General features: G+C 34.5%; 11 protein-coding genes and 1 tRNA gene. 9 read left to right on the plus strand and 3 right to left on the minus strand.

Annotated features, from left to right (window positions below):
• Window positions 1–119: 119 nt before the first annotated feature.
• From ftsH to AAGD59_RS01065, 3 genes are all read right to left on the minus strand, one after another.
• Entirely contained in the window at window positions 120–1958 is a 1839-nt protein-coding gene (gene ftsH / locus AAGD59_RS01055) for an ATP-dependent zinc metalloprotease FtsH (protein ID WP_012673393.1), read from the minus strand.
• A gap of 12 nt (window positions 1959–1970) precedes the next feature.
• A complete protein-coding gene (gene tilS / locus AAGD59_RS01060) occupies window positions 1971–3266 on the minus strand; it encodes a tRNA lysidine(34) synthetase TilS (protein ID WP_015589470.1) in 1296 nt (431 codons plus the stop codon).
• Window positions 3267–3443: 177 nt separating this feature from the next.
• A complete protein-coding gene (locus AAGD59_RS01065; RefSeq protein WP_010081889.1) occupies window positions 3444–3923 on the minus strand; it encodes an OmpA family protein in 480 nt (159 codons plus the stop codon).
• A 275-nt stretch (window positions 3924–4198) separates the two neighbouring features.
• Between AAGD59_RS01065 and AAGD59_RS01070 the strand changes: the two genes are divergently transcribed.
• The 9 genes from AAGD59_RS01070 (at window position 4199) to AAGD59_RS01110 (ending at window position 13772) form a co-directional block, all read left to right on the plus strand.
• Window positions 4199–5620 (plus strand): carboxypeptidase, encoded by a 1422-nt coding sequence (locus tag AAGD59_RS01070; protein ID WP_265027915.1) that lies wholly within the window; start codon window positions 4199–4201, stop codon window positions 5618–5620.
• Window positions 5621–5643: 23 nt separating this feature from the next.
• Window positions 5644–6720, plus strand: a complete 1077-nt coding sequence (locus AAGD59_RS01075) for a rod shape-determining protein (RefSeq protein ID WP_141456703.1) — start codon at window positions 5644–5646, stop codon at window positions 6718–6720.
• A 202-nt stretch (window positions 6721–6922) separates the two neighbouring features.
• On the plus strand, window positions 6923–8026 hold the full coding sequence (mnmA, locus tag AAGD59_RS01080) for a tRNA 2-thiouridine(34) synthase MnmA (protein ID WP_015589473.1): 1104 nt from the start codon (window positions 6923–6925) through the stop codon (window positions 8024–8026).
• Between the two features lie 883 nt (window positions 8027–8909).
• On the plus strand, window positions 8910–10133 hold the full coding sequence (locus tag AAGD59_RS01085) for a hypothetical protein (protein WP_015589474.1): 1224 nt from the start codon (window positions 8910–8912) through the stop codon (window positions 10131–10133).
• 62 nt (window positions 10134–10195) lie between these two features.
• On the plus strand, window positions 10196–10711 hold the full coding sequence (gene ppa / locus AAGD59_RS01090; RefSeq protein WP_012673395.1) for an inorganic diphosphatase: 516 nt from the start codon (window positions 10196–10198) through the stop codon (window positions 10709–10711).
• Between the two features lie 389 nt (window positions 10712–11100).
• Window positions 11101–11191: transfer RNA gene (locus AAGD59_RS01095), tRNA-Ser, on the plus strand.
• Window positions 11192–11367: 176 nt separating this feature from the next.
• Window positions 11368–12513 carry a SurA N-terminal domain-containing protein gene (locus AAGD59_RS01100; protein ID WP_141456704.1) on the plus strand — a complete coding sequence of 382 codons (1146 nt, stop codon included), beginning with the start codon at window positions 11368–11370 and terminating at the stop codon, window positions 12511–12513.
• A gap of 103 nt (window positions 12514–12616) precedes the next feature.
• The gene (locus AAGD59_RS01105; protein WP_015589476.1) at window positions 12617–13237 is read left to right on the plus strand and encodes a hypothetical protein; all 621 of its coding nucleotides are present in this window, start codon (window positions 12617–12619) and stop codon (window positions 13235–13237) included.
• The gene (locus AAGD59_RS01110; RefSeq protein ID WP_015589477.1) at window positions 13221–13772 is read left to right on the plus strand and encodes a 5-formyltetrahydrofolate cyclo-ligase; all 552 of its coding nucleotides are present in this window, start codon (window positions 13221–13223) and stop codon (window positions 13770–13772) included. Before AAGD59_RS01105 ends, AAGD59_RS01110 begins: the two co-directional genes overlap by 17 nt.
• Window positions 13773–13789: the final 17 nt, after the last annotated feature.

Consider the following 13789-nt stretch of genomic DNA (forward strand, 5'->3'; position numbering starts at 1 on the left):
TGATAGCATTATTGTGATGAAAATGCAATATTATGAATATTTTAATACAATTTATATTGACAGTTACAATTCTGAATGTTTTATTGCAGCGTTAGCTGATTAGCATTTTTAAGATGAGGTCAACTCTCATAGAGAGAGGATTTTTTTATTTTCTCATTCTTCTCATTTTCCTCTCTAACAATTTTTTTTCCATTTAATATGTCCTTTATTTCATCTCCTGTTAAAGTTTCAAACTCCAGTAGATTTTCGGCAATGAGATCTAAGCCTTTCTTATGCTTGGTCAAAATGTCTTTTGCTTTTTCATAGCAAGAAGATACAACTTTCTTCACTTCTTCATCTATAAGTTTTAACGTATCTTCAGAAATTATCTCAGAACCATGTATGGTTTGTTCGCGATTGTGATAGATCGGGCCTATTTTGTCACTCATTCCCCATTTTGTTACCATAGCGCGTGATAAATCAGATGCTTGTTTTATATCCGAAGATGCACCGCTTGTGACTTTATCGTAGCCAAAAATTAGCTCTTCTGCCACTCTTCCACCCATTGCAACAGTTATATCTGCTAGCATCTTTTCTCTTGTGAGGGACACTCTATCTGTTTCTGGTAGTCTCATAACTAAACCGAGTGCCCTACCGCGTGGAATAATTGTTGCCTTGTGTATAGGATCAGAAGCAGGCATATTAACAGCAATCATCGCATGACCAGCTTCATGGTATGCAGTCAGTCTCTTTTCCTCTTCTGTCATAATGAGAGATCGCCTTTCTACGCCCATCATCACTTTATCACGTGCATATTCGAAATCATCCATGGTAACAATCTTCTTGTTTCTTCTTGCAGCGATAAGTGCAGATTCATTCACCAAATTTGCTAGATCAGCCCCTGAAAAACCTGGTGTTCCTCTTGCAACTGTTTTCACGTTTACATCTGGTGCTATTGATATTTTCTTTATATGAGTATTTAATATCTTTTCACGCCCATTTATATCGGGTAAAGAAATAGTAATCTGTCGGTCAAAACGACCAGGTCTAAGCAGTGCTGGATCTAAGACATCCGGACGGTTAGTCGCAGCAATTATTATTACACCTTCATTAGACTCAAAGCCATCCATCTCAACTAATAACTGATTTAATGTTTGTTCTCTTTCATCATTGCCGCCACCAAGACCAATGCCACGATGTCTACCCACCGCATCTATTTCATCTATAAAAATTATACAAGGAGCATTTTTCTTGCCTTGATCAAACATATCACGAACACGACTTGCACCAACACCCACAAACATTTCAACAAAATCAGATCCAGAAATACTAAAGAATGGCACATTAGCTTCTCCTGCAATTGCACGAGCAAGTAAAGTTTTACCAGTTCCAGGAGAGCCAATCAAAAGGCACCCTTTTGGTATTTTTCCACCTAATATTTGAAATTTTTGCCTTTGTTTAAGAAAATCAACGATCTCTACTAGCTCTTCTTTTGCTTCATCAATTCCGGCAACATCATCAAATGTTACTTTTTTTCCACTAGTCATGAGTCTAGCCCTTGACTTGCCAAAGCTTATAGTTCTGTTGCCCCCCGCTTGTGTTTGTTTAAGAAAGAATAGCAAGAAGCCAATAAAGATAAATGTTGGGACCCATGAGATAAGTAATCCACCAATTACGTTCATGGCAGAATCTCCAGTTGAAAAGGAGAATCTCACTTTTCTATCATGTAAATTTTTTATTAGGTCGCTATATATGACACCGCTTGAATTGAAACTTGAACCGTCCCTGAACTTGCCTTCAATGCTCTGGTTTTTTATGACAATATTTTCTACATCATTGTCTTCTAGTCTAGTTAAAAATTCCGAAAAAGGTATAATTGTTTTACTTTTACCTACATTTCCGCTGAACTGAATATAAGCAACTGAAATAAGAACAATAATTACTAACCAGATCAATAAGCCTTCTAAAAATTTTTTCATTTCTATTTCTAACTAAATACTAATCAAGCTTACCAAATTTTGTTTTATCGTGCTATTAATAATGCATTGAACCTTATCGTCATTGGTATTTTTTCCGTTATAATTTACATCAGGATAAGCAAGCACCTTTCCATCTTTTAGCACTACAGGCAAAGAATAGAAAACTTCAGGGCAGCAGTTGTAATCCTTCAGAAATTCAGGAACTTTTTGTGTTTTTTTTAATGGAGCGATGATAACTGAACACTCTTGATTTCCGAGTATTGTGCAGCTAAATCTGTTATCCCATTGAGTAGGTTCATTTAAAGGTAGGTTTAAGGTAATTTCTTGTATCTTTGACGATTCTCTAATTATCAAGATATTTTCTCCATGTTTTCTTATTTTACACCCAGAAAGTGTACAATTAACATTACTATCCTTTTGCAATATTTTATTAAATATTACGATAAGGCTGTTGTACCTTGGTTTATAATGTTTACTGGCAATTGCCATTATGGAGTAAAGAAGAAGCCTCAAGGCTATTTCCTCTGGCAATTGATAAAACTCACTTAGTTTAATTTCAATATAACCAAGATCATGCACATTAACGCAGTCATTAAACGCAAGGCGTGTGTAGTGCATCAACGCTTTTGCAGCTCTTTTCATATGAAGGGCTGTGAGGCATATTCGCTCTGTTAAAATCTCTTGATTATCACTTGCTTTAAGTAAGTTACGGTATAAAGTTCGCCTGTATTTTAAGTCATAGTTGCTTCTATCTTCGATCCATTTTAACCGATGAAGCTTAGCGTACTTTTCTATTTCACTACGACTAAAATTTAACAATGGCCTAAATATATAAATACCATTTAGGAAAGACTTGTAGTCCATTGATGATAATCCATCTACGCCACTACCTCGCTCTAATCTTAACAAGAACGTTTCTGCTTGATCATCTTTGTGATGAGCAACAAGTAAATATTTAACATTATTATTTTTACACCACTCTGCTAGTAACTTATACCGTGCTTTTCGTGCCTGTAACTGAATATTGCCTTTAATATTTTGCTTCTCCCAATTTAATATGAACGATTCCTTTGCTCCAAGTTCCTTTGCATAACTTACAACAAAATCAGCTTCTTTTTGAGACTCTGAACGTAACCCATGATTTACTGTTAATGCTATAGGAAGTGGAAGCTTGTTTTTTTTTGCCCAGTTATTCATTAAGTGCAGTAAGATTATACTATCTACACCACCTGATACTGCAACTGCAACTTGATTATTATAGAAAGCAAAACTATTAACCACATTTTGAAATAATAACTCTAATTCCATTATGCCTCTTGATGGCCAGATAGTCTCTACGTCATACAGCGACTTATTTGTGGTATATATAGATCCCGCTAACAAGCAACGAAATATGACAAGTTTGTCCTTTTTTGTCTACCCCAGTGCCCTTTCTTTATGTCATCCCAGTGCTTGACACTGGGATCCAGGTTTTAATGCAAGAAACTATTTCTTTATTCCAGAAAATGAAAATTCCACTCTACGATTTTTAGCATGCTCTTTTTCATATTTAGAATTTCTAGAATCATCTTTTACATTAACCAAAGGCTCAGTTTCACCTTTAGAAGCAGTTTTTATTCTGTTTTCTATGTAGGGTGTACAACTAACCATAAATTTTTTAGCTGCATCTGCCCTTCTAGCGCCTAGCGCAAGATTATATTCATGAGAACCACGGTTGTCAGTGTGACCAGTTAAAGTAACCTTCGCGTCAGGGTTATCTTGTAACACCTCCATTACGTCAAGTAATGCATCTGCACTTACTTCAGCAATACTAGATTCATCATAACCAAAGAAAACTCTTTTATCACCTATCTGCTTAACAACAGAATTTATTTTATTTGTTGTATTTGCTCCTTTTTTTGGGCAAGAACTTACACCAGTAAGTAATAAACAAAAACAGCACATTATAACCAGTCTACTCCACATTACTAAACCTCCATAAATTTTAAATAGTGCGTAACTTTAATTTCAGTAGCTAATATCTCTCCATATTGTAATATAGTCAAGAGAAATAAAATACTAAATACTTTTTCTACAACCTTACAATTAATTTTCCTATAATATGCTGGACTCTGAGTAGAAAAATCCAATAAAAGAATAAAAAGTACAATTTTTTATTGTACTTTAAGCAAATATACTTTTAACTTTATTATTAATCTATCACGATGTTAAACAGATGTTTTCTAAAATAATGAACAAATATGAAATCTTATAAGTTTTTAGAGGAAGTATTATATAGGGTAAAGAATATCGAAAATACGCTAAAAGTACTAAACCAAAGCCAATTGAATGCAGAGGACAAAGTTGAACAAATGAGTCTTCTAGAAGAAATCAGACATGAAATTATCTCTCATGACGTAATAAAGGAATCATTAGCAGATGCTCTTGACAACAAAAAGAGTGCAGATGCTTGGCAGCTAAAGTTAATAGAGAGAATACATAAGAGCAACAGTGCTGTTCCTATTGATTTAGTAAAATCTTTGTCCAAAGCTAAAGTTGAATGCCAAAGTTTATGGAGGCTAAACAATTCTGAAGCCAGTAACTTGGAAAAACTAAAAGAACGTTTTACTGATTTAATCACACTCATTCGCGAAGTAGCTTCTATAAAATCGCAGCAATTAAAATGCTCAAAATACGACTCACTGCTTGCTGACTATGACTCTGATATCACAGAAAAGAATATAAGGGAAGTATTCCCCAAGGTAGGCAAATTCTTTAGTGGAAATGTAGATAAAATAATTGAAAAGCAGAAAAAGGATAAGGTTACTAATATACAAAAAGTTGCTACTCAGAAGCAGATTGAACTTGGCTCGTCATGTTTACAGCAAATGGGTGTCGCACTGCATGAGGTTCGTACTTCTTATTACTACCCTATAGATTATGATGAATCTGACTTTTGTTATGGTTTATTTTCTCTTTTACGGCATAGTGGTTATGCAATTTATCAAAAATGTTTAGCGCAAAATTCTATAAGTAGCCCAATTACGAGACATGTTATGTATGAAACTCAAGGGTTATTCATGGAAAGGATGATTGGAACATCCAGAGAATTTATTGAGTTCATTCAACCACACATAAAAGAGAAATTTGCTATAAAAGGCAAAACTAACGAGAAAGTTAGCAGTGTTGAAAATTTGTACTTGATTTTCAATGAAATAAACCTTTCTTCTTTTTTAAAAAATGCAGATGAATTTAGTCTGTTAGCTCATATTATGTTGAGAACTAGGTTAGAACAAGATATAATAAATGGTACATTGGAAGTCAAAGAACTGCATGATGCGTGGCTGGAAGGTATGAAGCACTATAAAATTCCAGTAAAAGCTGAAAATGAGCTAAACACTTATTTTCAAGATGAATATTGGGCAAGCGGTGTTATGGGCTACTTTCCTATAAAAATTATTGCTTTAATTGCTGCTGTGCAGATTTTCTCTTGCGTTAAAAAGAATCATTACGAATCATTAAGTGCTATAATAAAAGGAGATTTTAGTTTACTTATCAGTTGGTTATCTCAAAATATATACAGTGCAAAGTGTGGCCTGGAACTGCTAAAAAAAGTAACAGGTAAGGGTTTAGACGTTGAGTGCTGCATTAGCTACTTATCTGGAAAGTATAATTTGTCTTAATAAATGATTTTCTTGAGTTGCGTATGAATTTTGTTCGAAAATTAACCGAAAAGTTTTGTAGTCTTTTCACTTTCAAAGGTTTATTTGCTAGCGATATTGCTATAGATCTTGGCACTGCAAACACTTTAGTTTATCAGAAAAATCAGGGAATAGTGCTTGATGAGCCTTCAGTTGTAGCAAGAATAAAAGAAAAAGGAAGCTACGTTCCTTATGCTTTTGGTAAAAAAGCTAAAATGATGCTTGGAAAAACGCCTGGAGAAATAGAGGCGATAAGGCCCTTAAAAGATGGAGTCATTGCTGATTTTAAAAGTGCGGAAGAAATGCTAAAATATTTCATACGCAGTGCAAACACAAAATTCACTGTTAATAAACCTAATATTATCATATGCGTTCCATCTGGATCCACGCCAGTTGAAAGGCGTGCTATACAAGATGCAGCAGAAAGTGCTGGTGCAAATGAAGTATTTTTAATTGAAGAACCAATGGCTGCAGCAATCGGAGCTGGGCTCCCGGTTACTGAACCTGAGGGTTCTATGATCGTTGATATAGGAGGCGGTACAACTGAAGTTGCAATTATTTCTTTAGGTGGAATTGTTTATTCACGTTCTGCCAGAGTAGGTGGCGATATTATGGATGAAGCAATAAAATCATATATTCGTGAAAATCATAAATTATTAATCGGTGAAACAACCGCTGAGAAAATTAAGAAAAGCATAGGTTCAGCCAATTTGCCAGGTGAAAATAACAAAGAGGGAATGATAATTAAAGGCAGGGATTTAGTGAGTGGCATGCCAAAAGAAATGCTTTTATCAGAATACCAAGTTGCAGAGAGTTTAATAGAGCCTGTACATCAGATAATTTCTGCTATTAGGACTGCACTGGAGAGCACTCCACCTGAACTTTCTTCTGATATAGTCGATAAAGGAATAATTTTATCCGGTGGCGGCGGATTATTGCGTAACTTGGGCAAAGTTATCAGTGAAACAACAAAACTACCAGTTCGTGTTGCAGATGACCCACTTTGTTGTGTTGCTCTGGGTAGCGGAAAAGTGCTTGAAAACATGGATTATTTTGGCCATGTTTTATTTAAGCAGGATTAAATTATTTTTAAAGGTAGTTCATCGAATTTTATAGCAAATTTTACCTCAAGCATAAAGATGTCATCCAAGTAGCCAACACTGGGATCCAGAAAAATTGACTATAAACAAGTATGCTGTTTCGATGAAATTGTGTAATAGAAACTAGATTCCAGTGTCAGCTACTTGCATGACACCAAGTTTGTGTTTATAAATTAAGGCGATTATGCTAAAAGAATTTGAAATTGAACCTCTGCTAAAAGATAAAGCTCCGCACCAGACCAAGGCTGTTGTTGCAATGTCCGGGGGAGTTGATAGCTCCGTTGCTGCAGCACTGCTATATAACTTTGGGTACCAGGTGATAGGTGTAACTCTTCAACTCTATGGCACCGATGGTGCAAGAAAGGGCGCATGCTGCGCTGGACAAGATATTTATGACGCTAAGCGTGTGGCTGAAAGTGTTGGCTTTCCTCACTATATTTTAAACTATGAGGAAATATTCAAAAAGGAAGTAATAGAGGATTTTGCGAGTACCTATATGCGTGGGGAAACTCCCATACCATGCGTGAGATGTAACCAAACGGTAAAATTTCGTGATCTATTGCAAGTTACAAAAAATCTTGGTGCGGATGTGCTCGTAACAGGACATTACGTGAGAAGGTTAGAAAAAAATGGTGAGGTAAAGTTGTGTAGAAGCATTGATAAAAGTAAAGATCAAAGTTATTTTTTGTTTGCTACAACTCAAGAGCAATTGAAGCTTTTGCGATTTCCACTAGGTGGGTTCTATAAAAGTGATATAAGAAAATTAGCAAAGTATTTTGGCTTACAAATTTCTGAAAAGCCGGACAGTCAAGATATATGCTTTGTTTCCGAAAGCTATAGTAAAACAATAGCTAAATTAGCTCCACAATCTGTACAGAAAGGTAAAATAGTGGATGTTAATGGAAAAGTGCTAGGCGAGCACAGTGGCATAGTAAATTTTACAGTGGGGCAAAGAAAGGGCTTGGGTATCGCACACAATGAACCTCTTTATGTGATAAAAATTAATACAGAAAATAATGAGGTTATAGTAGGTCCGATCAACGTATTAATGCAAAAAAAAATATTGATCAAGGAGTTAAATTGGTTAGAACAACCAAAGGAAGGTATGGAAGTAACTGTGAAGCTGAGATCATCACATGCGGGAAGTTTAGCAACAATACATTCAACTGACGAAAAAAATAAAGCCTGTGTCATTTTAAACGACGATTACTTTGGCATCAGTCCAGGTCAAGCCTGTGTAGCGTATAAAGATGAGCAAGTTATCGGCGGTGGATGGATATGCTCTTAACTAAAAGCTTTAATGCAGAGTGTAAACATACAATAGACTTCTTGCATAACCATATAACATTGGGAATAGAAACAAAAAAACTTGCTTGACAAACTCCGCCAGCCCCCTTATCATGAAACTGAAGCTATTTATTTATCTTCTCTGTACAGATTAAATGACAAAAAAACTCACGTATCTGGCGTCTCATGTTTAATTTTTTGCACTATGTGCACTCTATGTCTTTATCAAATTTCTGGGTTTTTACCTACACAAGCTGAAATACGCTTATAAAGCATTTAAAACATTAAAAAACGCCAACTTAAAAAATGGATAGTGAATAACTAGCTACCCTAGGGTTTCTTTTGCCTTTTTTTCTGTTTAGTAAATTTCTTAACGTTTATAATTTAGATTAGTTGCGGCTTAAAAGCAGCTAAATCGCGGTTATTAAGTGTTTAGAATAAAAAAACGCCATACTTGAAAGTATAATGTAAGTAATTAGCCAACCACGGGGCTTCTTTTGCCTTTTTTTTCATTTGGTAAATTTCTTAATGTTTGTAGCTAAACGACAACCGTCATCCCGCTGCTTGTTAGCGGCTAAGAGATACCGCGAATGAATCGCGGTATGACGGTGTAATGATGGTTAAGTAATTCGTCATCCCGCTACGTGTTAGCGGGATCTATGTTGAGAGATACCGCGAATGAATCGCGGTATGACGGTTCGCGGCGGCATAAAGATAAGTCTCGTCATCCCGCTGCGTGTTAGCGGGATCTCTTGTTAGTGCCGCGGCGGTATAGCTATACCTTTTTCTACTTAGTTTAGGTTATGCAAGAAGTCTAATAACATTTATTGCTATTTTGCCATGTATCCCTTATACTATAAAGTAGAACATTATAGGTTTCAGCAATGATAAAAGAAATTGAAGAACTAATAAAAATTGTTGGTAAGGGTAATTTATTAGAGACGTTATTTATTTTTTTAGGTAGCTTTCAACATGCTGACTTAGGTCGTTTTATGGATCACAGAAATCATTTTGGTTTGTCTGAATTCATTAGAAAAAAAGAGGAACCATTAGATAAATATTTTAACTTAAAATTTAGTCTACAAGGGCTGTTTTTAATTTATGCTCAAGCTTATCAAATTCTAAGTGAAAACAATAACCTGAATACTAAAGATGTCATAGATAAAATATATGAAGTTATTAAAGGATCTGAGTTAAATGAATATATAAATGAAGTAGTAGATGGAAGAAAATTAGATTTACTTAACATCTTAGCAAATCCAAAGAGAGAACCAATATTTAAAACAGAAGAAGATTTTGAAAATAAAGTACTCATTGGTCTTAGAAAGTTACTAAGTGAAGGAAATACATTAAACAAATATGACAGAGAATTTGCATTAAATAAGTGCGTTATTGGCTGTTACTACTCTATTCATAATATAAAAGTAGATAAAGATATTGCATTGTTGTTTTCCATAGGTAGTTACTATAAAGAACTTTCACCATCTAACAAAACAGTAAGAAGAGAAGTACTAGAGATATGTGAGAATCAGTTAATAGAGAACTATATAGTGCACTTAGCTAGCAAACTACACATGATCGGATTATCAAGTAGAGATAAATATACAATCGACCATGAGAATGTGGATCGGCAAGAGAAAGCATTGAAAATGGATGGATTAACATGTCCTATAAATACAAAAAACACCCTAGAGCAACTGTTAAAAAACCAAAATAGTGATGAATTTGAACAATTAGTAATGAGCCCTGAGAATATATACTACTCAGTGTTGCCAGAAGAGAATGAATATAGGCCAAATCTTATCACCAGCAAGAAAAAAGAAAAAGACTATAAAAACACAGTCTGTAAACTTATTTTAGGTATGTTTATATTGTCTGTTGGGTTATCTGTTGCTGATTATTTCCTTATGGAGCAAAAATTGCTCAACTCAATAAAAAATGTTTTGCCACAAGACAACCTTACTAACCTGATAATTGGTGCGGTGCTTACTATTGTAATAGTATATGCCTTATTTCAATTATTGAAACCACCACAGGAACCACCACTTTCAACAGTCAATAAGATGATGAATGAAAATTTAGGACCGCTCCATGCAAAACAAGCTTAGAACTACATAAATGTAGCAACTTAAAAGTACATATTGTATAATCTTAAGTTAAGAGGTAATTTATGGATTTAAGTAAAATAACAGCGGGACCAAATGCGGTGAATGTGGTAATTGAAATAAGTGCGAATGCTGAGCCTGTAAAGTATGAATTTAATAAAGAGTTTGGGTTGTTACAAGTTGACAGATTTTTGTCTACCTCAATGACTTATCCTTGCAATTATGGGTTTATACCAAATACCTGCGCAGGTGATGGTGATCCTGTGGATGTTTTGGTGCTAACTCAATTTCCCTTAGCATCTAGTGTTTTAATATCGGTGCGTCCAATAGGCGCATTACTCACTAAAGATGAAAAAGGAGAAGATGAGAAAATATTAGCTGTGCCTGTTTCCAGTGTTGATAGCTATTATGACAATATAAAGGACTATTCTGACTTATCTAAAAGCCTACTAGATAAAATTACTCATTTCTTTTCTCATTATAAAGATCTAGAAAAGGGAAAAACGGTAGCAGTTGGAGAATGGGTTGGTGTAGAAGAAGCAAAACAAATTGTTGCAAGCTCTATTAAAAGCGGAAATTAGTTTTTGTTGATTTATAGCTAAAGTGGCTCTACGATTTGAAAAATAACAAATTCGTCATTCCGCTACTCGTTAGCGGAATCTATACCGCGCACAACCGTACGAACATTGCAATATGGCACATAGTAAACGATGTCATCCCAGTGCGTGACACTGGGATCCAGACTTTCCGTAAAAACGTTATATTTTAACATAACACTTATATGCTCACCAACTTAGTGCTAATCAAAATCCTGGATCCCAGTGTCACGCACTGGGATGACAAGAAAGGGAGCACTGGAATTTTTGTTTCAGCATTAGCCATGCATCTGAACAGATACAAATATTGCAATTAAAAGCATTAGACAGGTGGTAGAGGTCTTGGTATTATATAATCTTTAGGTTCTAAACTTGGAAGGGTGGCCGAGCGGCTGAAGGCGGCGGTTTGCTAAACCGTTATACGACCCAAAAGTCGTATCGAGGGTTCGAATCCCTCTCCTTCCGTATACTGTTTTGAGCACGGTCTAAATTCGCTATATTAGCATGTTTTTAGCCTATTTACCAGCGTACCTGATTTTGTTGCAATGGTTTTTATTTCCATTGTCACTGAGATCACTATTAAAAAGTTGGCTAGCATTGACTCAGTATTTATTATAGAATTGGTTATTAACCTTACTTATATGCATAAAATACTAATTTTACTGTTAATAGTGTTGCCACTTAGGTTGCTTGCAATCGAGATTGAAATTGTTGCAGATGTAAATGGTGAGCCAATTTCAAATTTAGATATCGAAAAACGCATCAACTTTATAAATTCATTGTTTGGCACTCAAAGTGTTGATCAAAAAGGAGCAAAGCCTCAAATTCTTAGGGAGCTAATAGACGAAATTATCATTATCAATGAAGCGCAGAGGCTGAATATAAAATTGAGCAACGAGGAGTTAGATAATGCTATCATGTTATTTTTAACCCAAAGTTTTAAACTTAAGGCTAATGAAGTTGATCAATACATAGAGAAGCATAATATAGATCTTGGTATTTTAAGAAAACAAATAAAATGTCAGTTACTGTGGAGCAAAATTATTGAAGTAAGAATTGTGCCATTTATTAATATAAGCGATAAAGAAGTAAATGATGTAAAAAGGCAAACAGAAAAGCCGGATTATCTTATCACGTTCCAAGAGTTTATAATTCCTGATCAAAAAGACAAGGACGTTTATGGTATAGCTGAAGATTTAGTAAAAAAATTACGCAACAGTAATAACCCAGAATCTCCAATAAAGATGCGTAAAGCAACAGTTAATTTAAGTCAGCTAAAAGGAAAACTCAAGAACGTTTTAGAAGGATTAGAAACCAGCGACATAGCAGGTCCATTCAGTTTTAGTGAAGGTTACTCTGTTATAAAAGTAATAGATAAAGTACAACTTAATCATGCACTGCTGGAAAGCACTTTAAAATTAAAACAGATTGTGGTTGAAGGTTCAGAAAGTTTATTAGATAATCTCAAGGAGCAAAAAGTTAATTGTTTAAATTTTGATAAATTAGCAGATAATTTTAAGCTGCCAAACGCAAAAGAATTTGAAATAAAAATGCGAGATTTAAATCCTGATTTACAGATTTTATTTAGTAAAACAAGTGTGAATGAAATAGTAGAATTGAGAGAAAATGGCACTGCAAAGTTGATGATGTTGTGTGATATCAAGAGTAATGTAGCGGGTATAGAAGCAATCAAACAGAAAATGTACCAACAAAAGATTATGATACAAAGCAACTTGTTATTAGATGATATGCGTAAAAATGCAGCTATCAGTTATCGGTATAGTTGAAGTCAGAGAGTGTCCTTGTCTCTGTCTTTGTGTATAGAACTATATAAATTACTTTGTTCTATAAAATTTCAAAAAATTTGAACAAATGTAGTTAAAATAGCACATGAAGAATATAATGCTAATTGGTGGTGGAGTTGGAAATGCAGTGTTATTTTCGATAGGGAAGGCATGTCTTGAAAATAATAACAAGGTTTTGTACTTCGCTGGCTATAAGAAGTTAAGTGATGTATTTAAACGAGCACTGATAGAGCGTGCATCAAATGCAGTAGTTTGGGCATGTGAAGAAGGATTGATAGAAACAAGCAGAGATCAAGATAAATCCTTTCATGGTAATATAGTTGATGCAATAGTCTCTTATCAACAAGGAAGATTAGGTATTAATTTGAACGTTATAGATAAAATTATCACTATTGGTTCTGATAAAATGATGAAAGCTGTGAATGAAGCTAGAAAAACAATTTTAAAGCCATATCTGAAGTCAAGTCATATAGCAATATCGTCAGTTAATTCTCCTATGCAGTGTATGATGAAAGAAATCTGTGCTCAATGTGTTCAGCAACATATAAATAAGGAAACAGGAGAAAGAAGTTTTGTTTATAGCTGCAGTAATCAAGACCAGGATATGGAGTTTATTGACTTTGACTTTTTAAGTGAGCGCTTGAAGCAAAATAGTTTACAAGAAAAACTTACTGCAAAATGGATAGATCATGTTCAAAGATATTAAACAGCACAAAAAGGAAATAAGAGAGCAATATAGAGCTATAAGAAAAGATATTGATGAAAGTTATTCCAGTTATGCAGCAAATTCCCTTATTAATCTCTTTAATCAGAACTTAAGCTACGTTAAAGGCAAAACAATAGCAGCTTACATTCCAATGGACGGGGAAATAAATGTTGTACCTTTGATGCATAGTTTACTCGATTTAGATTATAAAGTAGCAATTCCTAATAAAAATAAGTTACTAAAATTTGAGGAATGGAACAAAACAAATGAAGATGTAATTCCCGACACAATCATTACTCCTGTTATTGCTTTTGATGATCATTTTAATAGATTGGGTTTTGGCGGTGGTTGGTATGATACAATGATAGAAAAACTGCGGCCACTTGGAAAAATATTTATAGGTGTAGCCTATGAGAAACAATATTGTAAAGATTTACCTGTAGAAAAACATGATCAAAAATTGGATATTATAATCACTGAGATGTGTGTTAGATGTGGAAGTGGATTGCTCAAAAAAGTGGATAAAAAGGAGTAGCGTAACCCCACTTTCTG

This window comes from Wolbachia endosymbiont (group A) of Cephus spinipes (genome assembly GCF_964026895.1).
Lineage (GTDB): Bacteria > Pseudomonadota > Alphaproteobacteria > Rickettsiales > Anaplasmataceae > Wolbachia > Wolbachia pipientis.